This is a genomic window from uncultured Ferrovibrio sp. (assembly GCF_937960835.1).
Classification (GTDB): Bacteria; Pseudomonadota; Alphaproteobacteria; order Ferrovibrionales; family Ferrovibrionaceae; genus Ferrovibrio.
The window spans coordinates 32,019-57,219 of sequence record NZ_CALGPC010000018.1 but is presented as its reverse complement, the minus strand read 5'-3'; the positions used below and the strand labels follow the sequence as shown (position 1 = coordinate 57,219).

The following is a 25,201-nucleotide window of genomic DNA, read 5'->3' as shown; positions in this document are numbered from 1 at the left end:
ACGGAGCAGGTTCCTTGGTGTCTTAGGATGACTTCGCCAAGCCGATTGCCTTCAGCACCTGCCCGCTCTCTGCTTCCGACTCTTCCATAAACTTTGCGAAATCCGGCCCCGCCTTCCACATCAGGCCAAAGCCGCGATCCGCCATGAATTTGCGGAACTCTTCGCTCTTATGGATTTTCTCCATTGCGGCGATCAGCTTCTTGGTCGCCTCTTCCGGCATGCCCTTCGGTCCGCCGATGCCGCGCCAAGCGCCCGCCTGGACCTCTACGCCCACCGCTTCTTTCGAGGTCGGGACATTCGGATAGGCCGGCAGCCGTTCCGTATTGAGCACGGCCATCGCCTTGATCTTGCCGGCATCCAGCAGCGCCTTTGCCTCAGGCAGAGAGCAAGGAACGATATCGGTGCCGCCAGCAACCAGTTCCTGCAAGGCCGGTGCGGCACCCTGGCTGGCGATCCAGTTGAACTGTCCCGGATCGATCCCGACCTTCAGCAGCAAGGAGCCGAAAGCCATATGCCAGGCGCCGCCGACCGACGATCCGGAGGCCAGTTTGTAAACGCGCGGATTGGTCTTCAGCGCGTTGATGACATCCTTCGCATCCTTGAACGGCGAATCTGCTGCGACATAGAAAGCGCCGGGATCGAAATTGTAGAGCGCGATCGGCGTGAAATCCTTGGCGCCCGATAGATTGGACTGCCCAAGCCATTTGAACGTGCCGATCTCGATCGTCATCACGCCGATCGTATAGCCATCGGCGGGAGCCTGGGCTATCGCCGCATGGCCGACCACGCCACCGCCACCGGTGCGGTTCACGACATTGAACGGCTGCTTGAATTCATCCTGCAGCATCTTGGCAATGATACGGCCAGTCGCATCGGTGCCGCCGCCAGCCGCCCAGGGCACGATCACCTGCACCGGCCGCTCGGGCCATGCAGCCTGCGCCGCTGTCGTTGCGAAGAGTGCGACGGCGCTAATGCCCGCAGCCAAACCGGTGAACAACGCTTTCATGCCACGCATGGAACTCCCTCCTGCTGGTTTGCGTTTCCTCGGTGGCGCGTCTTGGAGCGCGCCTTACCCAACTACTATCTTCCATATAAGATGCCAAGGCAACGTGACAAATCAGGGGCTGAGTACGCTTAGAGGCCGGTGCGCTTAGCGCGACCGGCCCCTTCACTTGTCAGTTGCAGACTCAGTTCGAAATATCAGCTCAGCGAAGGCTGCTGACGCACGTCGAGGCGGACGATGGCCTGTTCAAGAACAGCGCGATCTGTCAGATAGTAAGTCTTGTCGCGGCGCACCATCTGGCCGCCATGCAGCAGATTGGCGAGCACGCGCGCCACCGTCTCGCGGGTCGTAGCGGCGCGGCGCGCGATCTCATGCTGCTTTGGCATGGGATAGATCATCCAGCCACCTGCATTGATCGGATCGGGCCGAGCCATCTTGAGCAGTTCACGATAGACGCGCTGGATCGCGCCCAAGGTGGCGAGGTCCATGATGCGTTCGTTGTTGGTGCGGATGATGCCGGTCAGGCGACGCATCACCTTCAGGGCAACGCTGGGCTCGCGCGCCAGCAAGGCCTCGAATGCCTTGGGCGGCAGCGAGGCCAAGCGGCAGGCTGTCTGTGCCACAACACTGGCCGAACGCCGCTCTCCGTCAATGGCGGCGATCTCGCCGAAATATCCACCGGCGGGCACGATGGCGTAAGAAATCTCGCGGCCATTGCCGGAGAAGTTCACCACCTCAACGCTGCCTTCGACGACGAAATACACATCGCGGCTATCGCTGTTGCGGTCGAGGATCTGCTCACCCGCAGCAAAACGCCGCCACTGGCATGAGCGCTCGACCTCCAGCCGTGCGGCCGGACTGAGTTCGGATAGCAGTTCGATCCGCTCCAGACTATCCGAGCCTGGCTGCGGCATCTTTCCTTTGCCGGCCCCGACCGAGCCGGTTGCCGTATTGCCACTCTGGACGACCATCAGATCCCCCTCGCTGCGGCGGCGGGGGATACCCGCCTTACCGGGTTGCAGCCCTCCCCAGCGCTGCGAATAGATTCAGGAACATTTGCTTACGGTCGAGATTGACCGATTCCCCGCGGTCGAGCAAGCGACCGATCTGTTCCCAATCCTCCGCCCAGCGAACCGGACTCTGCCACTGCGCCATTCTCTGCGCCAGAGCGGTCTCGCCGGGGAAAATCTCGCTCCAGCCGACGCCGCCGATCTGCCCGGCCGCCGCGGCTCGCACCAGTCGCGCAAGCCACCAGCGAAACAATTCTCCCATGAGTTGAAAACCGTTACCGCTCCGGTCGCGTGCCAGCGCGTCGCCGAAGCTGTGCAGCTTGGCGATATCGGGCTTGGGCAATTGCCCGACCATTTCCAGCAGACCATGCAGCAGTTTCAGACCGCCCTGCCCCGCCAGCAGGACGGCCCGGCCGGGCGAGCCTTCCGCCAGCACGGCCAATCCGCGCCGCTCGGTGGCATCCAGATCGGGCAGCAGGCGGTCGATGGCCTGTGCCAGGGCGGCATCATCCAGCGGCTTCAGCGCCAGACGGCGGCAACGTGAACGGATCGTCGGCAACAGGCCGCCGGGCGCATGGCTCACCAGCAGGAGCACGGCATTGGGCGGCGGCTCTTCCAGAATCTTCAGCAGCGCGTTGGCCGCATTCACGTTCATGTCGTCAGCGGCGTCGACAATGCAGACGCGATAGCCGCCTTCTGCCGCCGTCATGCCGAAGCGGTCGATCACCGCGCGCACATCCTGCACCACGATGTCGCCGCGCCAGCGGTCAGCCTTGTCGTCCCAACTACGCTCCACCGTGATCAAATCGGCATGGCCCGCACTGGCGACGCGCGCGAAAACGGGATGCTCCTCGCTGATAGCCAAGCTATCCGGCAGAACTGGCGCATCGCCGAACAGGCTGGGACCGCTGTCGAAACTGCTGGCTGGACCATTGGCCAACAGAAACCGTGCAAACCGGAAGGCCAGCGTCGACTTGCCCACGCCGCGCGGACCGGTGATCAGCCAGGCATGCGGCAAGCGGCCGCTCGCCCAGGCTTCCAGCATCGCTTTCTCGGCAGTCTCATGGCCAAACAATACGGAGGTGTGGCGCGGCGCCCAGGTTGCCGCTTCCTGCGGATCGTAACCGCTCATGGCTTTAGTCCGAACTGGCCGGCGACCGATTTCCAGATCGCGGCTGCCACTGCATCCATATCACCACTGGCATCGATGATCCGGCAGCGTCCGGGCTCGCGCGCGGCGATGTCGTGGAATGCGGAGCGCAGCGCCTCATGGAACGCAGTGCCCATCCGCTCGTAACGATCTTCCGCCGCAGCCTGTCCCTGCATCCGGCTGCGCGCACGGGACAGTCCGATCTCAACGGGAAGATCGAGCACCAGTGTCAGATCCGGCTTAAACTCGCCCAGCACCAGGCGATGCAGTGCCGTCACCGTCTCGCGTCCGACGCTGCCGGCATAGCCCTGATAGGCCATGGTGGAATCCGCGAAGCGATCCGAAATGACCCAGGCTCCGCGATGCAAGGCGGGCTTGACGGTCTTCTCGACATGCTCGCGCCGGGCTGCGTAATGCAACAGGGTTTCGGTGACGGCATCCCATCGTCCGGTATCGCCGCTGACCAGCAGGCCGCGGATCGCTTCGGCGCCGGGCGTGCCGCCCGGCTCGCGCGTCAGCACCACCTCGATGCCGCAATCCTGCAATCTTGCTGCAAGACGCTTGATCTGGGTCGATTTGCCGGCGCCCTCGCCGCCTTCCAGCGTGATGAATCGGCCGGAGGCAGACAGGCTCACTGCTTGCTCGCGCCCCACAGCAGATAGCTCACGGCCGCGCCGACGCGGCCGGTGAAGCCCAGCAGCTCCACATCGGCGCCAGCCACCAGCGGCATTTCCACCAGCGTGCCTTCGCGGCCGGCGACCGTAAGCGTCGCGACCGGCGTGCCTTTCACGATCGGTGCCGGGATGGGGTTGTCGTAGGTGACGGTCACCTTGACGCCGCTTCTGGCCTGACGCGGCATGGTGACAGTCAAATCGCGCTCGACAATCAGCGGCAGGCGCGACTGGCTGCCCAGCCAGACATCGGCTTCATCCACCACCGCGCCAGCCGAGAACAGCTTGTAATTGTCGAACTGGCTGAAGCCCAGTTCCAGCAGGCGCTCAGATTCCCGCGAACGCTCGTTCATGCTCTTCAAGCCATTGACCACCAGGATCAGGCGGCGATCGCCGCGCTTGGCAGAGGCAGTCAGACCATAGCCTGCAGCTTCCGTATGGCCGGTCTTGAGGCCATCGGCGCCGATGCTCTTGTACAGCAGCGGATTGCGGTTGCCCTGCGTGATCGGCTTCTTGGTCGCGGCATCGATGCCGTAGGTGAATTCCTTCTCGGAATAGAAGCCGTAATACTGCGGGAACTTCTGGATGATGTGCTTGGCCAGCAGCGCCAGTTCGCGCGTCGTCATCACATGCTCAGGGTCCGGCCAGCCGGAGGCATTGCGGAACACGCTCTTGGTCAGGCCAAGCTCGCGCGCACGCTCGTTCATCATCTCGGCGAAACGCTCTTCCGTGCCGGCGATGCCTTCGGCCAGCACGATGCAGGCATCGTTGCCCGACTGCACGATGACGCCGCGCAGCAGGTCTTCCACCTTCACCCGGCCGCCCAGCGGCACGAACATCTTCGAGCCCTGCATGCGCCAGGCTTTTTCGCTGACTGGGAATTCGTCATCGAGGCGGAGCTTGCCGGCTGCAAGCTGTTCAAAGACCATGAAGGCGGTCATCAGCTTCGACATCGACGACGGCGGCATCAGTTCGTCGGCATTCTTCTCGAACAGCACCGCGCCGGTATCGTAATCGACCAGGATCATCTGCCGCGCCGTCGTATCGACCTGGCCAAGCTGAGCGGCGGCAGGATTGGCCAACGCCAAAGCGACGGCAAAGGCCGTCGCGGCGACACTCTTAATCCACAATGATACGCGCATTGGTATGTCCGCTAGAGATCACTTGCTGCAGGGCCTGGTCGGCTGCGGCGACCTGATCGTATGGCCCAAGCCGTACACGGAAGTATTCCTGCTGGTTCACGAATGTCGAACTGACGCCGACCGGGCCGATCACCGACATCCGCGCGGCCAGCTTATGCGCATTCTCGTGCACCGTGAAGGCGCCAACCTGCACATAGATCTGTCCGCCGCGTGCGGGGCCGACTTCCACCTTCTGATTAGCCAGGTCTATCGCCGGGGCAGCAGCCAGGTTGACGCTGGGAGCTTCGGCAGCATCCGACTTCGGATTCTGCGCTGCCAGGATCTGCATGGGCGACGGCTGGCTCTGCGCCGGGGCTGTTACATCCGCGCTGCGGCCTTTGACGCCGGGCGGCGGCGGCAGGGCTTCCGCCGACACGGTTGCGCGCGGCGCGGCTGCGGGCCGTTCGTCACCGCCGACACTGCGCGAGGCGACCATGGTCTCGCCGCCGGCCAGCGGGGCCGGACCGATATACTGCACGCGGACGCGCGCCGTGCCCTGCCGCTCAAAACCAAGCAACTGAGCAGACCGGCGCGACAGATCGATGATGCGGCCGTTCACATAAGGTCCGCGGTCATTCACCCGAACGACGATCGAACGGCCATTTTCCAGATTGGTGACCCGCACCAGCGAGGGCATCGGCAGCGTCGGATGGGCCGCCGTCACCTCGTTCATGTCGAAGATTTCGCCGTTGGCGGTTACCTTGGCGTGGAACTGCTCACCATACCAGGAACCGATGCCGGTTTCGTCGTAGTTCGGATCTTCCTTGGGGTAATACCAGACGCCGTTGATCTGGTAGGGATTGCCGACCTTGTAGACGCCGCCGCGGGCCGGCCCGGCCACCTGGGTATCGCCGCGGCCGAGCGATTTCGCGGCATGATTCACCAGGGCCGTCTCGGCGCATCCGGCCAGCCCCAGCAAGGCTCCGGCCACCAGAACAACAGGACGGACAGACTTGGCCCAAGCGGTTCGGGCGACCCCCCGACCCCCCCGGAGAAAGCAAGGGATGGCGTATAGTTTGTAATGCATAGCTATATGTTGGGCATACTACCCGTCCCCCAGCCGGTCGGCAAGGAGGCTGACGGTCAGCGCATAATGGTGGGCGCAGTTATAACGAAGGATTGAGCGGTAATTGTTGTAGACGAGGAAGCTCGGACCGCCGGGGCCATCGGGCTGCACCAGCGCGCCGCTGACCTGCACCTTCGGCAGTTCGCCGCCATCAGGCCGGCGCACGCCAAGCTTTTCCCATTCCGTCAGCGGCAGATCCTTGCTCATCTGATCGATGGCGCGGCAGCCGGACTTGCCCTCGCGGGCGAACTCGCCCAGCCGGGATTGCAGCGATGCCGGCACCTTCACCTCGCGTCCCCAGGTCTGCGCGGTCGTCCAGCCATGCTTGGCGAGGTAATTGGCGATGGAGGCGAAGACATCGCCGGTATTGGCCCAGATGTCGCGGCGGCCATCGCCGTCGAAATCCTCGGCATAGGCCAGATAGCTGGTCGGCATGAATTGCGGCTGGCCCATCGCGCCGGCCCAAGACCCCTTCATGGTCGCAAGATCAATGTAACCACGGTCCAGCATGGTCAGCGCGGCGAACAATTCGTTGCGGAAATAGGCCGAGCGGCGCCGGTCATAGGCCAAGGTCGCCAGTGAATGAATCAGCGGCACGTCCGCCTTCACCGCGCCGTAGCGCGTTTCGATGCCCCAGATCGCAAGGATGAAGCGCGGCTGCACACCGTAGCGCTGCGCCACCTGCCGCAGCAAAGCCTGATGCTCGTCGCGCAGCTTCTGGCCGCGGGCGACATTTGCCGGCGTGATCACGCGGTCGCGATAGGTGGTGAAGGATAGTTTGAATTCGGCCTGATTGCGATCGCGCTCGATGATGCGCATCACCGGCTCGACATCAGCCAGCGCGACGTCGAGGACGGCAGGTTTGATCCCCTTCTGCAATGCCTCGGCACGGATTTCCGACAGGAAACTGTCGAAGGCAGCGCGATCGAAAGAAACAGACTGGGCTTGAGCGCCAACCGATGCTGCTGCATTCGCCGGTGGGGTGGGTGCAGCAGCCGTAACCGTTTCATTCGCCGGAGCGGCCGTCTGCTCAGTCACGGAGGCGGGCGCCGTCGGTGCGGAGGATGCGACGGTCGCGCCGGCTTCGGGTGCGGGCGACTGGCTGGCGCCGCAGGCGGCAACCAGACCGAAGGCCAATGCCACGAACCCAACTCGCATCCGCCCCATGATCAGTCCTCCGAATCGCACCAAAACAAACGCATCTGGGGGTGTTACCTTACACAGCCGCCGCGGCAAAGCCTTGCGGTGCAACATTTGCGGCTTTCTCACTCGTTTGAACGCGCGGTGGCAGAATGGTCCGCGTGTGTCCCAGCAGGCGGTAGGCAATCAGGCCGATCCACTCGCGCACGGCACCATCCAGCAGCAGCAAATTCACTGCAGGCTTGAATTCGCTGAAGAACCGTCCGGTGCGGTAATCGACGACATGCGGGATAACCGGCCAGTCGACCGCCAGAAAGCAGTTTATTGAACGCGGCATATGCATGGCGGAGGTGACGAGCAGCCAGGTCTCGCCCGGCTTAGGCTGCGCCAGCGCCTTGGCATAAATGGCGTTTTCCGCGGTATTGCGTGATTTGTCGTCGAAAAGAACGCGCTGCAGGTCCAGCCCCAGCTTGGCCAGAACGTCGCGCGCGATATGTGTTTCGTTGATCTTCGTACGCCCCCAGTCCACGCCGCCGCCGGTATATACCAGCCGCGCCTCGGGAAATTGCCATGCCAGCGCAGCGAAGGCGACATAACGGTCGCCGGCATTGTTCAACTCGCCCTGGCCACGGAATTCGCCGATTTCCACCTCTTCGCTGCCACCCAACAGGATGATGCCATCGACTTTGTTCGGCAGCGGCTGCGGCGGGAAATATTCCTCCAGAGGGCGCAGCACTGCATCGCCCACCGGCAGGAATCCAAGGACCAGCAACAAGCCTAATGCCGCAATGCCAAGGCGCCGCCCCAGCACACGGCTGCGCCGCCAGCAGATCAGCAGCAAGGCCACGATCGCCAGGGTGAAAGGCAGGTTGGCCGGGCTCGCAAGCCACCATAGGATTTTGCCGAGATACACAATCATAGGGATTCGCCAGCCCGCCGGATCAGCCGGTGACTTTGGCTCTTAAGGTGGTAAATTTCGGTTAAGCTTCAGGATTGTTGCGACATTCGGAAAGACGCTCCCATGACGGCTCCCCTCACCCTCTCGCTGACCGGCCGCCTCGCCGCCCTGATCGCCGCCCGGCCGATCAGCGATGACGATTATCGCGCCGCCGCCCTGTTCACCCTGGATGCACTGGCGAACGCCCTGGCGGGCCGCAACACCAAGCCGGGCAAGATCCTGCTCGACTGGGCGGCCAGCGAGCCGCTGACCATGGGCCGCGAAGCCCTGCTGCTGGGCGGCCTGACCCATATCCTCGAGGTGGACGATCTGCATCGCGCCTCCGTGGTGCATCCGGGCTGCGTCGTGGTGCCCGCAGCATATGCACTGGCACGGCGGCGCGCTGTGCGCGGCCGCTCCCTTCTCGCTGCGATCCTGCGCGGCTTTGAAGCCTGCTGCCGCGTCGGCATGGCAGTGGGGCCGGCGCATTACAAGATTTGGCACAATACCGCCACCTGCGGGCCCTTCGGCTCGGCCTATGCGGCAGGCGACCTGCTGGGCCTCGACCATGCAGCGATGACCGACGCGCTGGGCAATGCCGGCACGCAATCCTCAGGTCTTTGGCAGTTCCTGGAAACCGGCGCGATGAGCAAGCATCTGCATGCTGGCCGCGCAGCGGAAGCCGGACTGCTGGCCGCCGATCTGGCCGCGCGCGGCTTTTCCGGCCCGCCGAAAATTCTGGAGGGTGAAAAAGGCTTCTTTGCCGCGACCTGCGCCGATCCCAAGCCGGAACGACTGCTGGTCGAGCCGGACGCGCCCTGGCAGTTGCGGCTGACCTCGATCAAGCCCTGGCCCTGCTGCCGTCATACCCATCCGGTGATCGATGCGGGGCTGGAAATTGCGCGCCAGGTCGGCAATCGCAAGGTCGAGCAGATCCATGTCGCGACCTATCAGGCCGCGCTGGACGTCTGCGACCGCGTGGCGCCGCAGAGCGAATATGAGGCGAAATTCTCCCTGCAGCATACCGCAGCCGCCGCAATCACTGACGGCAAGGTCGATTTCAGCAGCTTCGATGCGGATGCCCGCGCCCGCCTCGCCGCCCAGGCCGCAACGGTTTCGGTGCAGACTGCCGAACCCTTCCTGAGCCGCTACCCCAAGGCCTGGGGCGCCCGCGTCACGGCAAAACTGGGCGACGGCGCCGAACTGACGGCGGAGCGTGAACATGCCTTTGGCGACCCGGAAAACCCGCTGGATGAGGCCGCGATGCGGGAAAAAGCCGCGATGCTGCTCACCTTCGGCGGCGTGCGCGATGTCGACGGCTTTATCAATTCCGTAATGGCTTTGGCCGATGATGCTCCGATCCCGGCCCTGCCGGAGGCTGGGCAGTAACGCTCAGCGATTGGTTTTCAGCGATAGGTTTTATTGTGATCGGCCGTTTGGGAATTGTCGCGCTGCTGCTTTTTGCCGCCCCGGGCTGGGCGCAGCAAGCAACGCCTGCCCAAAGCGGCAAGCAGCTCTGCTTCAACGAAAAGGAAGCCGAAGCCGAAGCCGAAGTCCGCACCGGCATGCAGATCCGTGAGATCCTGCGCCGCTGCGCCCTGGCCGATCCGGTGAAAGGTCAGGCGGCGCTGGAGGAATGGTACCGCTTCGATCAGGAGCATGGCGATCGCCTGCGCGCCGCCGTCGAATTGCGGCGCCAGGCAATCAGCCGCATCTACCCCAACCGCCGACAGATGCAGCAATGGGAAACGGATTCCGTCGTGGCAACCATCAAGGCGGTCGAAGTCAACGACGGAGTCTGCAAGCAGACCTATGATCTGATGGACCGTCTGAAGACCGAAAAATGGGCAGGTTTTAAATATTACGCCCGGCTGGGCGGAATTCTGCTGCGAGAGCAGATCCCACTCTGCCGCTGACAATCCGCGTTCAGCATTTTTGCCGCTTCCCGCCTGCGTAAAGGTGGCGTTAGGATCGCATCAAGGCCGGCACGACGCGGCCGGGCCTGCGCAGAAGGCGGCCTGTACCCAAGTTATCGCCAAAACTATCTATCGTCAGGGAAGCGATTTCGACCGCCTAATCCGACTGCCCATACCCGAGGTGACCCATGTTCCGCCGCCAGGCCGTGTCCGTCGCCGTTTGCGTTGTTGTTTGCCTCGTTGTCATGATGCTTTTCCCCGGCCGGCTGATGGCCGCCTGCCTTGGCGCCGTAGCGGAATTGGCGCCGCGTGTGATGCCTGCCGCATTGCGGCTGGCCGCCATCCCCGAAAACAGCGCCCGCATCACCTTCATCGGCCATGCGACCTTCATGATCGAGAGCCCTCAAGGGGTGATCGCCGCTACCGATTACAACGATTACATCCAGCCGCCGGTGCGGCCCGACATCGTGACGATGAACCATGCGCACAGCACGCATTTCAGCTATGCGCCGGACCCTGCCATTTTGCATGTCCTGCGCGGCTGGCCGCATGACGGCAAGCCGGCGCGGCACAATGTCCAGCTCAAGGACATGCGCGTGCGCAACGTGCCGACCAACATCCGCGGCTATGGCGAGACCACGGAATATGACGGCAATTCGATCTTCATCTTCGACGTGGCCGGCCTATGCATCGCCCATCTCGGGCATCTGCATCATAAGCTGACACCCGGACACCTGGCCGATCTCGGCAAGATCGACGTGCTGTTCGTGCCGGTAGATGGCGGCTTCACGCTCAACATTGTGGAGATGCGGGAGGTGGTCGACCAAGTGAAGGCGCCGCTGGTCATCCCGATGCATTATTTCAGCGAGGCGACGCTGGAGCGCTTCCTGGCCCGGTTGGATGGACATGAGATCAAGCTGAACGACAGCGCCACCACCCTGGTCTCCCGCGCCAGCCTGCCCAGGAAGCCGACCGTTCTGGTCCTGCCCGGTCCGCATTGACGGCACCCGCATCGGCGCCGGCCAGCCGGGTTGACGGCGCCGCTACCGCGCCGTATCACCGGCCCCGGAAACAGGACGTGGATGGGTGGCCGAGTGGTTTAAGGCAGCGGTCTTGAAAACCGCCGTACCGGCAACGGTACCGTGAGTTCGAATCTCACCCCATCCGCCAGCTACTCATGCTGTCTCGGGCGCCTCCAGAGTAGACCGCACGCAATTCCTGCCCGCCTGTTTTGCCGCATAAAGTGCGGCATCGGCGCGTGAGATCAATCCTTCGGCGTCTTCCTCGGGCTCCAGCTTGGCGACACCGATACTGACCGTGGCCGGAATGATGCGCCCTTCGAAGGTGAAATCGGCCTGCGCCACGGTCTGGCGGACCGTCTCCGCAATCCGTTCGGCATTTGCCAGATCGCAGTTGCGCAAGGCTACCAAGAATTCCTCGCCCCCCCAGCGGCAGATGATGTCGGACGAGCGCAGACTGGCGCGCATCGCATTCGCCACGCCGCACAGCACGCGGTCGCCCGCCACATGACCGAAGCCATCATTGATCGACTTGAAGTGATCGACATCCAGCATGACGATGGTGAGCGGCTGACCGAAGCGCCGTGCGTCGCGGATCGCCTGATCCATCAGGATGTCATAGGCATGGCGGCTGGCCAGCCCGGTGAGCCGGTCGGTGGTCGCCATCGCCTCCAGGCGCCGCTGAAACCGTGTGATCGTCAGCCAAGTCGCGAACAGCACCAGGCCGGTGATAGCGATGCAGATCAGGATGTTGACATAAAGCGCCTTGCGGATGCCGGCGAGATCTCCTTCGGCATCTTTCTCCACCAGCAGAAACCAGTCGAGTTCGGGGATGAAGCGAACGTTCAGCAGCCGCTTGTGCCCCTGATAGTCGTATTCCAGCGACCGGGTCTCCTGCCGCGACCATTGCGTCATCAGTGCGCCGAGACCGCCGCGTTGCTCGACATGATCCTCGGGCACGGCGTTGCCGCCGCCGATCAGGACGATCCTCCCCGTAGCGTCGGTGAAATAGACCGTCCGCCCGAAGCGATTTTGGTAGTCATCGATCAGCGAGCGTACCGCGTTGACGGTCAGCCCCACCCCGGTCGCGCCGATGAACTTGTTGTCGTAATCGAAGACGCGATAGTTGATGAAGATCGTCATCGCATCCTGATTGGCCATGTCCGGATCGACATTGATCTCGTAGGGGGCGGTCATCTGCTTGACGCGGAAATACCATTCATCGCGCGGCTCCTCCTGATGCACTGTCTTGAGGATGCCTTCGGCGTGGTAATAGATCCGCGTTTTCTCGGAGACGAAGAAGCTGGTAAAGGCGTTATAGCTTTGCTTGATCTCGCGCAGATACTGAATCATGTGGATGGGGTCAACTTCGCCGCCCAGCACCCAGTTGCGCATGAAGGTGTCGCTCGCCATCACCGACGAGATCAGGATCGGCTGGATCAGGTCCTTCTGGATTTCGGAATAGATGTTGTCGGAGGTTAGCGGCAGCTCGTTCCGGATCACCGCCTCGCGCAGCGACTCCCGGGACACGAAATAGCTCGCCAGCGACGTTACCAGGAACCCGCCGATAAGCAGTCCACTGATCAGCAGGACCAGAATGCGTTTGTCGCCGATCCCCTTCACCTGTCCCCCTTGCCTGCCCATCTGAGGGCCGGAAATAAATACCCGCAGGACGGGCGAAAAGTACAGGGGCAAACTCGCGATATTTACGTCGCTAACCGCTTAGGCCGGAACCTGTTTTTCCGGCGAGCGTTGCAGCCTCATGACCATACGGATCGGGATTTCCGGTTGGACCTATACCCCGTGGCGCGGCGTCTTCTATCCCGAAGGGCTGAGGCAGAAGGATGAAATGGCCTATGCCGCGGCCACCTTCCCCAGCATCGAGGTGAACGGCACGTTTTACGGCTCTCAATGGCCGGCAAGCTTTAAGCGCTGGGCCGCCGTGGCGCCAGAGGACTTCGTCTTCTCCATCAAGGCGCCTCGCTACATCACCCATATCCTGCGCCTGCGCGATGCCCGCAGCGCGCTTGCCAATTTCCTCGCCTCCGGCCTGCTGGCGCTGGGGCCGAAGCTTGGGCCGATCCTGTGGCAGATGCCGCCAAGCTACCGCTTCGATGAGAAAAGTCTGGCGGCCTTCCTGAGGCTTTTGCCGCATGACACCGAAGAAGCTTCCAAGCTGGCGGCCCGCCATGACCGGCCCATCAAGGGCGGCGCCTTTCTGACGCCGGATGCCAAGCGCCCGATGCGGCACGCGCTCGAAATCCGGCATGACAGTTTCCGCGATTCCCGCTTCATCGACCTGCTGCGGGAGCATGACGTTGCGCTGGTAGTGGCCGACGCGGTGGAATGGCCCTGCCTGGAAGATGTCACATCCGATTTCATCTACGCACGCCTGCATGGCTCCGAGCAACTTTATGTCAACCGCTACACCACCAGCGCACTGGACCGATGGGCGCGGAAATTCAGGACCTGGGCCGAGGGCGGCGAGCCGCGCGGCGCCAACCGGATCGGCAGGAAAGCGCCGCGCCGCAAGCGTGACATTTTCGTCTACTTCGACAATGACGCAAAGGTGCACGCGCCCTTCGACGCGATGCGGCTGGCACGACGGCTGGGCGTGTCGGCTAAGCCGCCGCCCTTCAATCCGCCAAAAAAGAAGGCCGCCGCCAAAAGCGAAGCGAAACTCCGCCCGCGCCGGAAACCGCAACGTCGGACCTCCACCTCCCGCGCCCCGGCCAGCTTGGCCTGATTTCATTTTTGCTTTGGATCAATGCCGGAAGCCGGCGGCCATTTAGGCTGGGAACACCGCAGCCAAAGAAGCCTTAGAGGGATTGACATGACGTGGAAGACCATCCGCATGGAACTGGCCCGCACACCCGAATTCCCTCTGGGCAGCAGCGACTACGGCTATGAGCTGCATGCGCCGTTGAGCGCCGAGGGCCATCTCGATGTCAAGGCATGGCGGGCCGACCGTAAAAACTGCACCGTAAGGCGCTTCTGGCGCGGCGAGCCGGACCGCAAGGGCGAGCTGCTGCACACCCGCCATGGCTGGGCCTTTTCGTATGAGCCCGGCGAAGAGGATGACGAGGCCCTGTTCAAGCTGGACCGCCATCTCTTCAGGCAGGGCGAATACATCACCGTCCGCGAACCGGGCGGCGAGGCCCATACCTTCAAGATTGTCAGTGTGCGGTAAGGCTGCAGGACGGATTGACCGCAGGCATAAAAAAGCAGGCATAAAAACATAAAAGCAGGCATAAAAAAATCGGGCGCCTCGCTATTGAGGCTCGCCCGATTTGTCCCCACCTCAAAGACCAAAGGTCTCCAAGGCTGGAGATGAAACACCGGTGGGCCACTGCATCCCACTTTACGGGCGGCGATCATCTTTAGCATAGATAGGGTGCTCAGGGCCGAATTCAAGAGTCCGGCGTAGATCTTCGTAAAATTCCACAATTCTGCCTTATTTCGGCTTGGCAGAGATAACAGTCGAAGAAATTGTTCCCTGCCGGCGACAACCTTTTCCGCTCTGCGAAGTTTATATCAGGCAGCCGCTTTTTGCCTGCCAGGCAGGCCGTCAGCCGTCCGGGCGCTTCCTCCGCTCTCCCCGGCCGATAGCGCCGGGCGCCAAACAAGAGGTTGTGCGATGCCCGTGAGGGGTCGCCGCTACGACTATGCCTATCAGGAGTTTCCTATGGCGAACGGCACTGTGAAATGGTTCAACAACACCAAGGGCTACGGCTTCATCCAGCCGGAGGCGGGCGGTAGCGATGTTTTCGTGCATATCAGCGCAGTCGAACGCGCGGGCCTATCGACCCTCAATGAGGGCCAGAAGCTCGGCTACGAACTGGCGACGCAGAAGGGCAAGACCTCTGCCGTTAACCTGAAGCCGCTCTGACCGCAGCTTCAGCCGGAAGGTTCGAAACGGCGCCTGCAGCAGGCGCCGTTTCTTTTGCCTCCGGCGCCTATTTCAGCGCAGCGATCAGGCTTTCGGTGACGGTCTTGGTATCGGCCTGTCCGCCAAGATCGGCAGTACGTGGCCCGCCATCGCGCAGCCCGTCTTCGATGGCCTTTTCGATGGCGCGCGCTGCTTCTACCTCGCCCAGATGCTCCAGCATCATCGCGCCTGACCAGATCTGCCCGATCGGGTTGGCGACCCCCTTCCCCGCGATGTCGGGGGCCGAGCCATGCACCGGCTCGAACATTGAGGGATACTTCTTCTCCGGGTTGATGTTGCCGCCCGGCGCGATGCCGATAGAGCCCACCGTAGCCGGCCCGAGATCGGAAAGGATGTCGCCGAACAGATTGGAAGCCACCACCACGTCGAACCAGTGCGGATTGCGCACGAAATGCGCCGTCAGGATGTCAATGTGATACTGGTCGGTGCGCACATCGGGATAGGCCTTGGCGATTTCGGCGAAGCGCTCGTCCCAATAGGGCATGGTATGGACGATACCGTTCGACTTCGTCGCCGACGTCACATGCTTCCTGCGCTTGCGGGCCAGTTCGAAGGCATAGGTCATGATGCGGTCGCAGCCGCGCCGGGTGAACACCGACTCTTGCACCGCAAATTCCTCCTCGGTGCCCCGATACATCCGGCCGCCGACTTCGGAATATTCGCCCTCGTTGTTTTCGCGCACGACGTAATAGTCGATGGCACCGGGATTCTTCAGCGGTGATTCCACGCCGGGCAGCAGCCTGATCGGACGCAGATTGACATATTGTTGGAAGCCGCGGCGGATCGGGATCAGCAGCCCCCAGAGCGAAACGTGATCGGGCACGCCGGGGTAGCCCACCGCGCCGAGATAGATGGCGTCGGTGTCGCGCAGTTGATCGAGCGCGTCATCAGGCATCATCTTGCCGGTCTTGGCGAACCGCTCACAGGACCAGTCATAGTCTCGCCATTTGAGCTCGAAACCGAACCGGCGTGCCGCCTGCTCCAGCACCGCCTGGCCCGCCGGCACCACCTCTTTTCCGATACCATCGCCGGCGATCACCGCTATTGTATACGTAGCCATCAAGCCCCCTGATTTATATGGCGTTTTCCTCGCGTTTACGTTCCCACGCCGGCCAAGGACTGTCAAATCCCGGCGGAAAACCGGCCTTCTTCGGGCCGGAATGTCACGGGACTGCATACATCTCCTTTCACTGAGCAAATCAATGCGTTAGTATTTCAACCAGAGAGGGCATGACATGACCGGGCCAAATATCGGAATGGTCCTCGATCCCGAGTTGAGCCATCTGGTCCCGGGAGCGGAGAAGCTATTGGCTTATTGGAAGGCCAATTGCGGTTCTTCGGGCCTGCCTGATCGCAGCCGCTTCGATCCCCTCTCGCTGCGGCCTTATCTGGGCAACCTGCTGATCGCCGATGTGGAAGATGGCCAGCCCGAGCGGCGCTTCCGCTACCGCCTGATCGGCACCGATCTTGCGGATGTCAGCGGCCGCGACATGACCGGACGCTATTTCGAGGAAATCTACACGCCGGCCTCGCTGGCCGAGATGCGGCATTGCTTCGGCTGGGTCGTCGATCACAAGCAGCCCGCGCGGGTCTTTGGCACACTGCGTCATGCAAACCGCGCCTTCGTTCCGTTCGACGGCATCTTCCTGCCCATTGCTACTGAGGGCGGCGACTCGGTAAGGCAGGTGATCGGCTATATCGCCGCTGGCAAGGACGCTGGCTGAACAGCTGAATAGCTAAACATAGCTAGCTGCGCAGTCCGAATACTTCTTGCGGCTCGGCCACCCCGCGCAGGGAATGGCAGCCAAGCGATACCAGCCGCTCGGCCATACCCGGCCCGGCCGCAAGGGCAAATGACCGCGACGCCAGCAGATTGCGGTTCAGCCCTCCGCAGAGATTTTCCAGCCGCGCCACTTCGTTCACCGCCGGACCGATCAAGGTGAAATCCAGCCGCGCGCCGGTGCCGACATTGCCATACATCACAGTGCCCCGATGCAGCGCGATATCGAGATCGAGCGCTGGCTGGCCGGACTGGCGGCGCGCCACATTCAGCACGGCCACTGCCGCCAGGGCGCGCTCGGCAGCGGCCAGAACCGCAGCGCAGACTGGCGCTGCATCCTGGCCCTGATCCAGCCGGAAGCTGGCCAGCAGTCCGTCGCCGAGAAATTTTAGGACATGGCCGCCCTGCTCTTCGATGGCTGGTCCCAGGCAGTCAAAATACGCATTCAGGGTTTCCACCAGCGGCTCCATCGCGACGCAGTCGGCAACGCTGGTGAAGCCGCGCAGATCGGCACACAGGATCACCGCATCAATCTTGCGCGCCATGCCGCGCCGGATCTCGCCGGACAGGACATGGCTGGCGGCATCGCCGCCGATATAGGAAGCGGTGACGTCACGGGTCAGCCGGACCAAGGTCGCGCCTTTCACCGCCAAGGCCAGCAACGGCGCGAGCCAGCGCAGCCGTTCGATCTCAGCCGGATAGAAACCGTCCGGCCGCTTGGTGGCGAAGGAGGCAACCATGCCGATACCGGCATAGCGGTCGCCAATCGCCGTGCTGTCGAGTTCCCAGCCGAAGCTATGGGCGGTCGCCATCCAGTCGGTATGGCCAGCTTCGGCAAATTCCTTCAGCACGGGGAAATCGAGTTCGGCATTGGGACCGCTTAAGCGGCGGCGCAGTTCGTAGCGCCTGTTCTCCAGCATGTAGCGGAACGGGCTGTCCCGCCATGCGGGCTGCTCATCCTCGGGATCGCGATGCAGCATCTCCTCCTGCTGGGTCCGGCCTTCCTCCGCCATCCATGTATGCCCGACGGCGCGGACCAGCGGATGCAAGGTCGCGATGGCGGCATAGACGCGGGAGACCGCAATCCCCTCGGCGCGCAGCCGCTTGGCGAATTCCTCGATCAGCGTCTCGGCGGGCAGGCCGTCGAGCCCCGCCCCGACCAGCCATTGATCGAGGCTGACTGCAAACTCAGGCTGCGCAAGGTTTGGCGTCATCATCAGGCAGCATCCCGCTCTGGCGGCGGCTCATCTTCCACCGAAGGCTCCAGGCTCTCCTCGGCGCGCGGGTCGATCTTGGCCTGCACCGGCGCCGTGGTCGGCATCGCCACGAAATCGGCTTTCTGATCATCGGCCGGCGCCGCGCGCCGCCGCATGCGATAGACGGTGAACAACGCCATCGCCGCATGGATGACGGCCGTGTAGCCGAACAGCCCCACCGGGCCCGCCGTCTCGATGGCAATCGAGCCCAATACCGGACCAATTACCGAAGCGATGCCGTTGATCAGCAGCAAGCCGCCAGCCACAGCGACGAAATCCGCCTCGGTGGCGACGTCATTGGTATGGGCCACGCTGAGGGCGTATAGCGGAAAGGAGAAGGCACCAAACAGGAAACCGGCGACCAGCGTCAATCCCGGGAATGCCAGACCAGCCACGATCATCAAGCCACCCGCCGCCGCTGCGGCTGCGCAGGAAACGATGATGGTCACTCGGCGGTCTACGCGGTCGGATATGCGGCCGAACGGCCATTGCGACAGTGCGCCGCCGATCACGGTCGCGCTCATGAACCACGCCACCTCGCTGACGCCAAGGCCGGACTGGATCACGAAAGCCGGGCCGAGCGCCCAGAACGCGCCATTGGTCAGGCCGACCACGATGCAGCCCATGACCCCGACCGGCGAGATGCGGAACAAGCCCGCGAAGGACACCCGCGTGGCCTTTGCCATGACCGGCTGCGGCGACCGCGAGAGAGCGACCGGTATGGCGGCAAGCGAAACCAGAATGGAAGCGATTGCGTAAAGCGGAAAGCGTGCCGGGTCGTCGACCAGCATCAGCATCTGCCCCAGCGTAATCACGCTGAAATTGACCGTCGTATAGGTGGTGAAGATCAGACCGCGATTCTGGCTGCTTGCCCGCTCGTTCAGCCAGCTTTCGATAATCAGATAGAGACTGGCCAGGCACAGCCCGGTCACGCCGCGCAAAATCCACCAGTAGACCGGTGCCACCAGCAAGGCGTGGACCAGCGGCGTCACCGATGCCAGCGCGACCATCGCCGTGAACAGGCGGATATGGCCGACCCGGCGGATCAGTTTCGGCGTGATCAGACAGCCGAAGACGAAGCCGACATAATAGGAAGCGCCCAGCACGCCGATCGACAGCGGCTCGAACTTCTCCAGACTGGCGCGCACCGGCAGCAACGTGCCTTGCAGGCCATTGCCGGTCAGCAGCAGCGCAACGCTTAAAAGCAGGGCTCCGACCGGCGCAAGGGCCGCCATGAAATCTCCTCCCGGGTTGCAGCAGACAGGATGGTCGTTTCCATCCCGGCGGGCAAATGAAACAAGGGCCAGACGAGTTTAGTATGATGGCTGGAAACATCTAGGCGTCTTGCGCGATTACGCATGATGCGCAAAGCGGTGTTGCGCCAAAGCCACGACATGGGCGTTACGATGCACTCAGCCCAAGGTGAAGGCTTCATGGACGGCGGATTGCACGGAGCCTCCGGTCACCGCGCCGCCGCCCGCCACATAAACGGTATCGCCCAGCACCGCTGCGCCCACGGCATGCCGCGGCGTCGGCATCGGCGCATGGCTCTGCCAGCTATCGGTGGCCGGGTCGTAGCTTTCCATCTGACCGAAAACCTTCGCCTGGGTGATGCGTCCCTGCGCGATCACGCCGGCTTCTCCCCCCATAGCGAATATCCGGTTGCGATAGACCACCAGGCCATGGCCCGAACGCGCCACCGGCAGCGGCGCGCGCGTCTCCCAGGTATCGCGGCCGGGGAAATACACATGATGCAGATCGGTATTGTATTCAAAGGTATTGAAACGCCCACCGATGACATGGATTACGCCGTTACCGCGCCGACATGGTCCCGCGCGCCGGGCAGCGCCTTGCGCAACTCCCATTTATCGGCTTGCGGATCGTAGACCTCGTGCCAGCCGACGCTGGCGCGCTCCCGTGCTGGCTCCGACGCGCCGCCGATCAGATGGATCTTGCGATTCAGCACGACGGCCGCCGCGGCGCCACGCGGGCGCGGCAACGGTGCGATCTCGATCCAGCGGTTGCTGGCCACGTCATAGGCATAGGCCTTGGTATCTGAATTGCGGTTCTGCTCGATGAAGCCGCCGAAGGCATAGATCCGCCCTTCATGGGCCGCGACGGCGACATGATTGGCCCCACGCGGCAGCGGCGCGCCATCGAACCAGCGGTCCTCAGCCGGATCGTAGATGTGGTGATAGCTGCGGTCGACACGGCACTCGCCATAGCCGCCGACAATATGCATGCGCCCGGCCCAGGCGGTGGCCCAGGCCATCTCACTGCGCGGGATCGGCAGGGCTGCGCGGGGAAACCAGCGCCCCGGCTGCCCGGGGGCGCCGGGCTTTCGGAATCGCGCTGCGCTTCCTGATCGGTGGTCAGATGCGGCGCCCCGCCCTGCTGCAGATTGGCCTATGGCTGCGGCGAGGGCTTGGCCTCGGCAGATGCGGGTGATGCTGAGCGAACGCTGGCACACCGATCGGCATCGCCGCCGCAGATCCGAGAAAGACGCAACGATCCATGACTCGCCTCCTCCGACGTGAACGCCTTATCGAGGTAAAACGCGGCGAGGCGCGATCAAGGCAGGGCGTCAGCGATCCGAATGATGCGCCTTCGCCTTGATGCCCGCCTCGCGGATTTCGCTCAGCGACGCCCGCGGCGTCAAAGCCTCAGGATCCAGCTTGATCTCGATGATCGCCGGCTTGTTGCTGGCCTGCGCCCGCTTGAACGCCTCGGCGAAATCCTCGGTCCGCTCCACCGTCTCGCCATGGCCGCCGAAGGCGCGCGCATAGGCGGCGAAATCCGGATTTCGCAGCGTGGTGCCGCTGATGCGGGTCGGATATTCACGCTCCTGATGCATGCGGATGGTGCCGTACATGCCGTTATTGACGACAACGATGATGATGTTCGCGCCATACTGCAGGGCGGTGGCGAATTCCTGACCGGTCATCAGGAAGCAGCCGTCGCCGGCGAACGCCACCACGGTGCGCTGCGGGTTGATCAGCTTGGCTGCCACCGCCGCCGGCACGCCGTAGCCCATCGAGCCCGAGGTCGGCGCAAGCTGGCTGGAATGGCGGCGGTAACGATGGAAGCGATGCAGCCAGGTGGCGTAGTTGCCCGCGCCATTGGCCAGCACGGCATCGGGCGGCAGGTTGGCGGCGAGCCAGCGCACGATCTCGGCCATCTGCACATTGCCCGGCGAAACCGTCGGCTTCTGCCAGGCTTCGTAATCGACGCGCGCAGCCTTCACCTGCTCAGCCCATTTGGCACTGCCCTTCACCGGACCCAGCTTTTCCAGCGCGGCCGCAAAGGCGCGGTTGCTGGCGTTGATCGGCAGGTCGGCCTGATAGACGCGGTTCAGCTCTTCCGGCCCGGCATGGATATGGATCAGCTTCTGGCCCGGTACCGGAATGTCGATCATGGTGTAGCCGCCGGTCGCCATTTCGCCCAGCTTGGCGCCCATCACCAGCAGCAGGTCGCTGTCCTTGATGCGCTGCTGCAGCTTCGGATTGATGCCGATGCCGACATCGCCGGCATAAACCGGGCTGTCATTGTCGATGTAATCCTGGCGGCGGAACACCGCGCCCACCGGGATATTGGAGGCTTCCGCCCAGGCCTGGACCTTCTGGCGGACCGTCTCGCTCCAGCCGCCGCCGCCGACGATCATCATCGGCCGCTCGGCAGCCTGCAACATCGCCTTTACCTGAGCCATCTGCTGATCGGAGGGATGCGCCTCCGCCGGCACCACCGGACGGCCATCGCTGCATTCCACTACATCGGTCAGCATGTCTTCCGGCAGCGCCAGCACCACCGGCCCCGGCCGGCCCGACATCGCCACCGAAAAGGCGCGGCCGATGAATTCCGGAATGCGCGTGGCGTCGTCGATCTGCGCCACCCATTTGGCCATCTGGCCGAACATGCGGCGATAGTCGATTTCCTGGAACGCCTCGCGCTCCATCATGTCGCGGCCGACCTGCCCGATGAACAGGATCATCGGCGTCGAATCCTGATAGGCGACGTGCACGCCGGCCGAGGCGTTGGTGGCGCCCGGCCCGCGGGTGACCATGCAGATGCCGGGGCGGCCCGTCGTCTTGCCGTAAGCGTCGGCCATCATCGCCGCCCCACCTTCCTGACGGCAGATCACGAAGCGCATGGTATTGGAGTGGTCGTGCAGCGCATCCAGCACGGCAAGAAAGCTTTCGCCCGGCACGCCGAACATCGTGTCGACGCCATGCAGCCGAAGCTGCTCTACCAGAATCTGACCGCCACTCCGTTTCATAACGCTACCTGTCTCCTCTAAAGGCGCTCACCGCTTAATGGGCGCGAAGGACGCCGGGGTCATCAGTCTGTTTTCCTGGGCTACCAGATAGCCCGCTTCCGCGCTTTTCTTCAGGTATGCCTGCCATTCCGGATCGGCTTGCATGGCCGCCCGCTTCCTGGCGCGGTCGGCGGCATCCTCGTAGACCCAGATATGCGTGAAGGTATTCTGCGGACCGGTTTCCGTGATCAGGTAGGCCAAGGGCTCGCCGAGATGCCGCTTCTGCGCCGCGAAGCCGTATTTCTCATACAGCTCCAGATGCGCCTTGATGGTTCCCGGCCGGCAAGTATAGGTACGGACATCCAACAGCATTTTCAATCCTTTCTGGGCTTAAAGCCCGGCCTTCCATAGCCCTGGCGCGCGAGAAAATGAGGCCACGGCTAACGCCGCGGCGATTATGCGGACAATCACCCTTATTCGGTAGCCTCATACCGGCGCTGGTCGCAGGCAGCACTTACCACACTGACACTAAGCCCTTCCCATTTGCTGCCCCGCATTCAAGGCTCATTCATAAGGCAGGCATCGGCCTGCCACCGGACGCGGTTTGACATCGCATGATTATGTTGATATCAACTCTTTATGTCGAACGGTATGGAGGCGACACTGCCGCCTACGAGTGGTGTCAATGAATAACAACGTTCAAAGGGAGTCGGTCTATGTATGTTGATGGTTTTGTTCTGCCGGTGCCGAAGAAGAAGATCGCCGAGTACAAGCGCATGTCCACCAAGGCCGGCAAGATTTGGCGCGAATACGGTGCGCTCGATTACAAGGAATATGTCGGCGATGACCTCAAGGTGAAGATGGGACTTCCCTTCCCCAAGCTGGTAAAGCTGAAGACCAGCGAAGTGCCGATCTTCGCCTACATCGTCTTCAAATCGCGCAAGCATCGCGACAGCGTGAATGCCAAGGTCATGAAAGATCCGCGGCTTGCCAAGCTGTGCGATCCGAACAACCCGCCCTTCGATTTCAAGCGCATGAGCTATGGCGGCTTCAAGCTGCTGGTGAAGTAAAACGAACTCTTCAGCCGGATCGCCGCGATGCAGCAGACAATTGCTGTTCAGGGGAAAACTCGTTTCCTGCGCAACGCACTTGTGCTGGGGCTGCTCACGGCGATCGGCCCCTTCGCAATCGACATGTATCTGCCATCCATGCCCTCCATCGGCGCCAGTCTCGGCGCCGATGCGGACCGGGTATTGCTGAGCCTGACGGCTTTCTTCGTGACCTTTGCCCTGGGCCACATGCTCTTCGGCCCGGTTTCCGACATGGTGGGGCGCAAGGCGCCCCTCTATTTCGGCATCCTGCTTTTTGCCGGTGCCAGCATCGGCTGCGCGCTTGCCACGGATATCGAGACGCTGATCGGCTTTCGCGCATTGCAAGGCCTTGGCGGCGCTGCCGGAATCGTGATTTCCCGTGCCATCGTCCGCGACCTCCATAGCGGAGTTGACGAGGCGCGGCTGCTCGCATTGCTCATGCTGGTGCTCAGCGTCTCGCCGCTTTTTGCACCGCTAATCGGCAGCATCATCATCGAACAGACAAGCTGGCGCAGCGTCTTCTGGCTGGTAATGGCGGCCGCTCTCATCGGCTTCGTCCTCGCCATCGTCTTCGTCCGCGAAACCCGGCCGGCGCATCTGCGCGGCGACAGCAACTGGGCCGGTGTGCTGGCGGGCTGCAAATTCCTGCTTACCGACCGGCAATTCCTGGGCCTCACCTTCATCGGCAGTTTCGCGCTGTCCAGCTTCTTTGTCTTTCTGGCGCAATCCTCCTTTGTGCTGATGGACCGCTACGGATTATCGCCGATGGCCTACAGCCTGGTTTTCTCCGTCAACGCTGCCGCCTTTTTCGCCGCCATGCAGTTCAACGGCTGGCTCGGCGCGCGGTTCGGCCTGCGCCGGCTGGTGCGCCCCGCCGTGTATGGCTATGCCGCGGCGATGCTGCTGCTCCTCGCGCTGGTGCTGGTGGGCGTTGAGAATCTTCTATTGCTTGAGGTGGTCTTGTTTGCCGGTTACGCTTTCGTTGGCATCCTGCTGCCGGTCAGCTCCGTGCTGGCGCTGGAGGATCACGGTACCATTGCTGGCACCGCCTCCTCGCTGATGGGGACACTGCAGCTTGCCTGCGGCGCGATTGCCATGGCGCTCAGCGGCGCCTTCGCCGATGGCAATCTGCTGCCGATGGTGGCCGGGATCGCCGGCTGCGCCGCCATGTCGCTTCTGCTGGCGCTGATCTTACTCAAACCGAGGGACTAGCTGCCGCGCGGCAGCACCGCCAGTGCCAGCCGTGGCACCGGGATCAGGGTGCAGGCCGGTTTCGGCCCGGTGCCAAAAGCCTGCTCCAGTTCCGCGCCGAAGATATGCAACTTCGCTTCCGTATGATCGACGATCAGCACGGTCAACTTGGCCACATGCTGCGGCCCCACGCCCGCAGCCGCCAAAGCGATCTTCAGGTTTTTAAAGGCCTGCCGCACTTGTGCAGTGAAATCTGCGGTCAGACTGCCGTCTTCTGTTTCGCCGCCCTGCCCTGAAATGCAGATCACCTGCACACCCGGATCGAGAATGGCGAGATGGGAGTAGCCGTTCTTCGCCGCGTCATAAAGGCCCGGCGGATTGATAAGCGCAAAAGTCATCGGATCGCTTCCTGACAGTATTCAGTCTTTCGGTTTATTACGCCTGTCATTGCCATTCAGGCTGGCCACCCGGATTGGCACTGACATCCCTATGACGTTTGAGCAGATACGGTTGTGACGCGGCCACCGGCGAATCATCCCCATATGGCCGCCCTGCCTTGCCCCTCCCTCTGAAACCCGGCATAAGCAGC

Annotated in this window: 26 protein-coding genes and 1 tRNA gene; 10 read left to right on the top strand and 17 right to left on the bottom strand. The window is 62.8% G+C overall.

The genetic code is table 11. The annotated features are described in order from the left end of the window. Positions 1-22 precede the first annotated feature (22 nt). From Q0603_RS17665 to Q0603_RS17630, 8 genes are all read right to left on the bottom strand, one after another. Complete coding sequence (locus tag Q0603_RS17665; protein ID WP_298728172.1) at positions 23-1,015, bottom strand: tripartite tricarboxylate transporter substrate binding protein; 993 nt, start codon at positions 1,013-1,015, stop codon at positions 23-25. Positions 1,016-1,200: 185 nt separating this feature from the next. Beyond that, the gene (locus Q0603_RS17660) at positions 1,201-1,974 is read right to left on the bottom strand and encodes a Crp/Fnr family transcriptional regulator (RefSeq protein ID WP_298728170.1); all 774 of its coding nucleotides are present in this window, start codon (positions 1,972-1,974) and stop codon (positions 1,201-1,203) included. Positions 1,975-2,011: 37 nt separating this feature from the next. Continuing rightward, the gene (locus tag Q0603_RS17655; RefSeq protein WP_298728168.1) at positions 2,012-3,145 is read right to left on the bottom strand and encodes a DNA polymerase III subunit delta'; all 1,134 of its coding nucleotides are present in this window, start codon (positions 3,143-3,145) and stop codon (positions 2,012-2,014) included. Beyond that, positions 3,142-3,798: a dTMP kinase gene (gene tmk, locus Q0603_RS17650; RefSeq protein ID WP_298728166.1), complete on the bottom strand. Its 657-nt coding sequence runs from the start codon at positions 3,796-3,798 to the stop codon at positions 3,142-3,144. Before tmk ends, Q0603_RS17655 begins: the two co-directional genes overlap by 4 nt. Continuing rightward, positions 3,795-4,976: a D-alanyl-D-alanine carboxypeptidase family protein gene (locus Q0603_RS17645; protein WP_298728164.1), complete on the bottom strand. Its 1,182-nt coding sequence runs from the start codon at positions 4,974-4,976 to the stop codon at positions 3,795-3,797. Before Q0603_RS17645 ends, tmk begins: the two co-directional genes overlap by 4 nt. Then, a complete protein-coding gene (locus tag Q0603_RS17640) occupies positions 4,954-5,946 on the bottom strand; it encodes a septal ring lytic transglycosylase RlpA family protein (protein ID WP_298728162.1) in 993 nt (330 codons plus the stop codon). Before Q0603_RS17640 ends, Q0603_RS17645 begins: the two co-directional genes overlap by 23 nt. A gap of 114 nt (positions 5,947-6,060) precedes the next feature. Then, positions 6,061-7,239: a lytic murein transglycosylase gene (locus tag Q0603_RS17635; RefSeq protein ID WP_298728160.1), complete on the bottom strand. Its 1,179-nt coding sequence runs from the start codon at positions 7,237-7,239 to the stop codon at positions 6,061-6,063. A gap of 58 nt (positions 7,240-7,297) precedes the next feature. Further along, the gene (locus Q0603_RS17630) at positions 7,298-8,140 is read right to left on the bottom strand and encodes a YdcF family protein (protein ID WP_298728158.1); all 843 of its coding nucleotides are present in this window, start codon (positions 8,138-8,140) and stop codon (positions 7,298-7,300) included. 102 nt (positions 8,141-8,242) lie between these two features. Here Q0603_RS17630 and Q0603_RS17625 point away from each other — a divergent pair, with 102 nt between their 5' ends. From Q0603_RS17625 to Q0603_RS17610, 4 genes are all read left to right on the top strand, one after another. Continuing rightward, positions 8,243-9,547, top strand: coding sequence for an MmgE/PrpD family protein (locus Q0603_RS17625; protein WP_298728156.1), 1,305 nt, complete (start codon positions 8,243-8,245; stop codon positions 9,545-9,547). A 35-nt stretch (positions 9,548-9,582) separates the two neighbouring features. Then, on the top strand, positions 9,583-10,074 hold the full coding sequence (locus tag Q0603_RS17620) for a hypothetical protein (protein ID WP_298728154.1): 492 nt from the start codon (positions 9,583-9,585) through the stop codon (positions 10,072-10,074). A gap of 245 nt (positions 10,075-10,319) precedes the next feature. Then, entirely contained in the window at positions 10,320-11,075 is a 756-nt protein-coding gene (locus Q0603_RS17615) for an MBL fold metallo-hydrolase (RefSeq protein WP_298728152.1), read from the top strand. 79 nt (positions 11,076-11,154) lie between these two features. Then, positions 11,155-11,244, top strand: a tRNA-Ser gene (locus Q0603_RS17610). A 5-nt stretch (positions 11,245-11,249) separates the two neighbouring features. Here Q0603_RS17610 and Q0603_RS17605 read toward each other — a convergent pair. Continuing rightward, a complete protein-coding gene (locus Q0603_RS17605; protein ID WP_298728149.1) occupies positions 11,250-12,716 on the bottom strand; it encodes a diguanylate cyclase in 1,467 nt (488 codons plus the stop codon). 139 nt (positions 12,717-12,855) lie between these two features. On the opposite strand from Q0603_RS17605, the gene Q0603_RS17600 reads away from it, so the two are divergent. The 3 genes from Q0603_RS17600 to Q0603_RS17590 all read left to right on the top strand — a co-directional run bounded on the left by Q0603_RS17600 (position 12,856) and on the right by Q0603_RS17590 (position 14,982). Beyond that, entirely contained in the window at positions 12,856-13,839 is a 984-nt protein-coding gene (locus tag Q0603_RS17600) for a DUF72 domain-containing protein (protein WP_298728147.1), read from the top strand. A gap of 87 nt (positions 13,840-13,926) precedes the next feature. Next, positions 13,927-14,283, top strand: a complete 357-nt coding sequence (locus tag Q0603_RS17595) for a hypothetical protein (protein WP_298728145.1) — start codon at positions 13,927-13,929, stop codon at positions 14,281-14,283. A gap of 495 nt (positions 14,284-14,778) precedes the next feature. Further along, positions 14,779-14,982, top strand: a complete 204-nt coding sequence (locus Q0603_RS17590) for a cold-shock protein (protein WP_298728370.1) — start codon at positions 14,779-14,781, stop codon at positions 14,980-14,982. 67 nt (positions 14,983-15,049) lie between these two features. Here Q0603_RS17590 and Q0603_RS17585 read toward each other — a convergent pair whose 3' ends face one another. Beyond that, a complete protein-coding gene (locus Q0603_RS17585) occupies positions 15,050-16,102 on the bottom strand; it encodes a tartrate dehydrogenase (RefSeq protein WP_298728142.1) in 1,053 nt (350 codons plus the stop codon). A gap of 175 nt (positions 16,103-16,277) precedes the next feature. On the opposite strand from Q0603_RS17585, the gene Q0603_RS17580 reads away from it, so the two are divergent. Beyond that, positions 16,278-16,766 carry a PAS domain-containing protein gene (locus Q0603_RS17580; RefSeq protein WP_298728140.1) on the top strand — a complete coding sequence of 163 codons (489 nt, stop codon included), beginning with the start codon at positions 16,278-16,280 and terminating at the stop codon, positions 16,764-16,766. Positions 16,767-16,788: 22 nt separating this feature from the next. On the opposite strand, the gene Q0603_RS17575 is transcribed toward Q0603_RS17580, so the two are convergent. The 6 genes from Q0603_RS17575 to Q0603_RS17550 form a co-directional block, all read right to left on the bottom strand. Beyond that, positions 16,789-18,039: an adenylate/guanylate cyclase domain-containing protein gene (locus Q0603_RS17575; RefSeq protein ID WP_298728138.1), complete on the bottom strand. Its 1,251-nt coding sequence runs from the start codon at positions 18,037-18,039 to the stop codon at positions 16,789-16,791. Further along, positions 18,039-19,313, bottom strand: a complete 1,275-nt coding sequence (locus Q0603_RS17570) for an MFS transporter (protein WP_298728136.1) — start codon at positions 19,311-19,313, stop codon at positions 18,039-18,041. Before Q0603_RS17570 ends, Q0603_RS17575 begins: the two co-directional genes overlap by 1 nt. A gap of 177 nt (positions 19,314-19,490) precedes the next feature. Then, the gene (locus Q0603_RS17565) at positions 19,491-19,826 is read right to left on the bottom strand and encodes a hypothetical protein (protein ID WP_298728134.1); all 336 of its coding nucleotides are present in this window, start codon (positions 19,824-19,826) and stop codon (positions 19,491-19,493) included. A 56-nt stretch (positions 19,827-19,882) separates the two neighbouring features. Continuing rightward, positions 19,883-20,350 (bottom strand): kelch repeat-containing protein, encoded by a 468-nt coding sequence (locus Q0603_RS17560; RefSeq protein ID WP_298728132.1) that lies wholly within the window; start codon positions 20,348-20,350, stop codon positions 19,883-19,885. A 312-nt stretch (positions 20,351-20,662) separates the two neighbouring features. Further along, complete coding sequence (locus tag Q0603_RS17555; protein ID WP_298728130.1) at positions 20,663-22,351, bottom strand: thiamine pyrophosphate-binding protein; 1,689 nt, start codon at positions 22,349-22,351, stop codon at positions 20,663-20,665. 27 nt (positions 22,352-22,378) lie between these two features. Next, positions 22,379-22,702 (bottom strand): NIPSNAP family protein, encoded by a 324-nt coding sequence (locus Q0603_RS17550; RefSeq protein WP_298728128.1) that lies wholly within the window; start codon positions 22,700-22,702, stop codon positions 22,379-22,381. Positions 22,703-23,046: 344 nt separating this feature from the next. Between Q0603_RS17550 and Q0603_RS17545 the strand changes: the two genes are divergently transcribed. Continuing rightward, positions 23,047-23,400, top strand: a complete 354-nt coding sequence (locus Q0603_RS17545) for a DUF1428 domain-containing protein (protein WP_298728126.1) — start codon at positions 23,047-23,049, stop codon at positions 23,398-23,400. A 27-nt stretch (positions 23,401-23,427) separates the two neighbouring features. Beyond that, positions 23,428-24,633 carry a multidrug effflux MFS transporter gene (locus Q0603_RS17540; protein WP_298728124.1) on the top strand — a complete coding sequence of 402 codons (1,206 nt, stop codon included), beginning with the start codon at positions 23,428-23,430 and terminating at the stop codon, positions 24,631-24,633. On the opposite strand, the gene Q0603_RS17535 is transcribed toward Q0603_RS17540, so the two are convergent. Then, on the bottom strand, positions 24,630-25,010 hold the full coding sequence (locus Q0603_RS17535) for a RidA family protein (RefSeq protein ID WP_298728122.1): 381 nt from the start codon (positions 25,008-25,010) through the stop codon (positions 24,630-24,632). The two genes, Q0603_RS17540 and Q0603_RS17535, sit on opposite strands and share 4 nt — an antisense overlap. Positions 25,011-25,201: the final 191 nt, after the last annotated feature.

Bases quoted from the DNA above. Each gene is read 5' to 3' on its own strand.
- Q0603_RS17655 (WP_298728168.1), bottom strand. From the start codon at position 3,145: ATGAGCGGTTACGATCCGCAGGAAGCGGCAACCTGGGCGCCGCGCCAC.
- Q0603_RS17550 (WP_298728128.1), bottom strand. From the start codon at position 22,702: ATGCTGTTGGATGTCCGTACCTATACTTGCCGGCCGGGAACCATCAAG.
- Q0603_RS17625 (WP_298728156.1), top strand. From the start codon at position 8,243: ATGACGGCTCCCCTCACCCTCTCGCTGACCGGCCGCCTCGCCGCCCTG.
- Q0603_RS17600 (WP_298728147.1), top strand. From the start codon at position 12,856: ATGACCATACGGATCGGGATTTCCGGTTGGACCTATACCCCGTGGCGC.
- Q0603_RS17545 (WP_298728126.1), top strand. From the start codon at position 23,047: ATGTATGTTGATGGTTTTGTTCTGCCGGTGCCGAAGAAGAAGATCGCC.
- Q0603_RS17585 (WP_298728142.1), bottom strand. From the start codon at position 16,102: ATGGCTACGTATACAATAGCGGTGATCGCCGGCGATGGTATCGGAAAA.
- Q0603_RS17560 (WP_298728132.1), bottom strand. From the start codon at position 20,350: ATGGCCTGGGCCACCGCCTGGGCCGGGCGCATGCATATTGTCGGCGGC.
- Q0603_RS17665 (WP_298728172.1), bottom strand. From the start codon at position 1,015: ATGCGTGGCATGAAAGCGTTGTTCACCGGTTTGGCTGCGGGCATTAGC.
- Q0603_RS17595 (WP_298728145.1), top strand. From the start codon at position 13,927: ATGACGTGGAAGACCATCCGCATGGAACTGGCCCGCACACCCGAATTC.
- Q0603_RS17540 (WP_298728124.1), top strand. From the start codon at position 23,428: ATGCAGCAGACAATTGCTGTTCAGGGGAAAACTCGTTTCCTGCGCAAC.
- Q0603_RS17615 (WP_298728152.1), top strand. From the start codon at position 10,320: ATGATGCTTTTCCCCGGCCGGCTGATGGCCGCCTGCCTTGGCGCCGTA.
- Q0603_RS17575 (WP_298728138.1), bottom strand. From the start codon at position 18,039: ATGATGACGCCAAACCTTGCGCAGCCTGAGTTTGCAGTCAGCCTCGAT.
- Q0603_RS17645 (WP_298728164.1), bottom strand. From the start codon at position 4,976: ATGCGCGTATCATTGTGGATTAAGAGTGTCGCCGCGACGGCCTTTGCC.
- Q0603_RS17630 (WP_298728158.1), bottom strand. From the start codon at position 8,140: ATGATTGTGTATCTCGGCAAAATCCTATGGTGGCTTGCGAGCCCGGCC.
- Q0603_RS17570 (WP_298728136.1), bottom strand. From the start codon at position 19,313: ATGGCGGCCCTTGCGCCGGTCGGAGCCCTGCTTTTAAGCGTTGCGCTG.
- Q0603_RS17590 (WP_298728370.1), top strand. From the start codon at position 14,779: ATGGCGAACGGCACTGTGAAATGGTTCAACAACACCAAGGGCTACGGC.
- Q0603_RS17580 (WP_298728140.1), top strand. From the start codon at position 16,278: ATGACCGGGCCAAATATCGGAATGGTCCTCGATCCCGAGTTGAGCCAT.
- Q0603_RS17660 (WP_298728170.1), bottom strand. From the start codon at position 1,974: ATGGTCGTCCAGAGTGGCAATACGGCAACCGGCTCGGTCGGGGCCGGC.
- Q0603_RS17635 (WP_298728160.1), bottom strand. From the start codon at position 7,239: ATGCGAGTTGGGTTCGTGGCATTGGCCTTCGGTCTGGTTGCCGCCTGC.
- Q0603_RS17535 (WP_298728122.1), bottom strand. From the start codon at position 25,010: ATGACTTTTGCGCTTATCAATCCGCCGGGCCTTTATGACGCGGCGAAG.
- Q0603_RS17555 (WP_298728130.1), bottom strand. From the start codon at position 22,351: ATGAAACGGAGTGGCGGTCAGATTCTGGTAGAGCAGCTTCGGCTGCAT.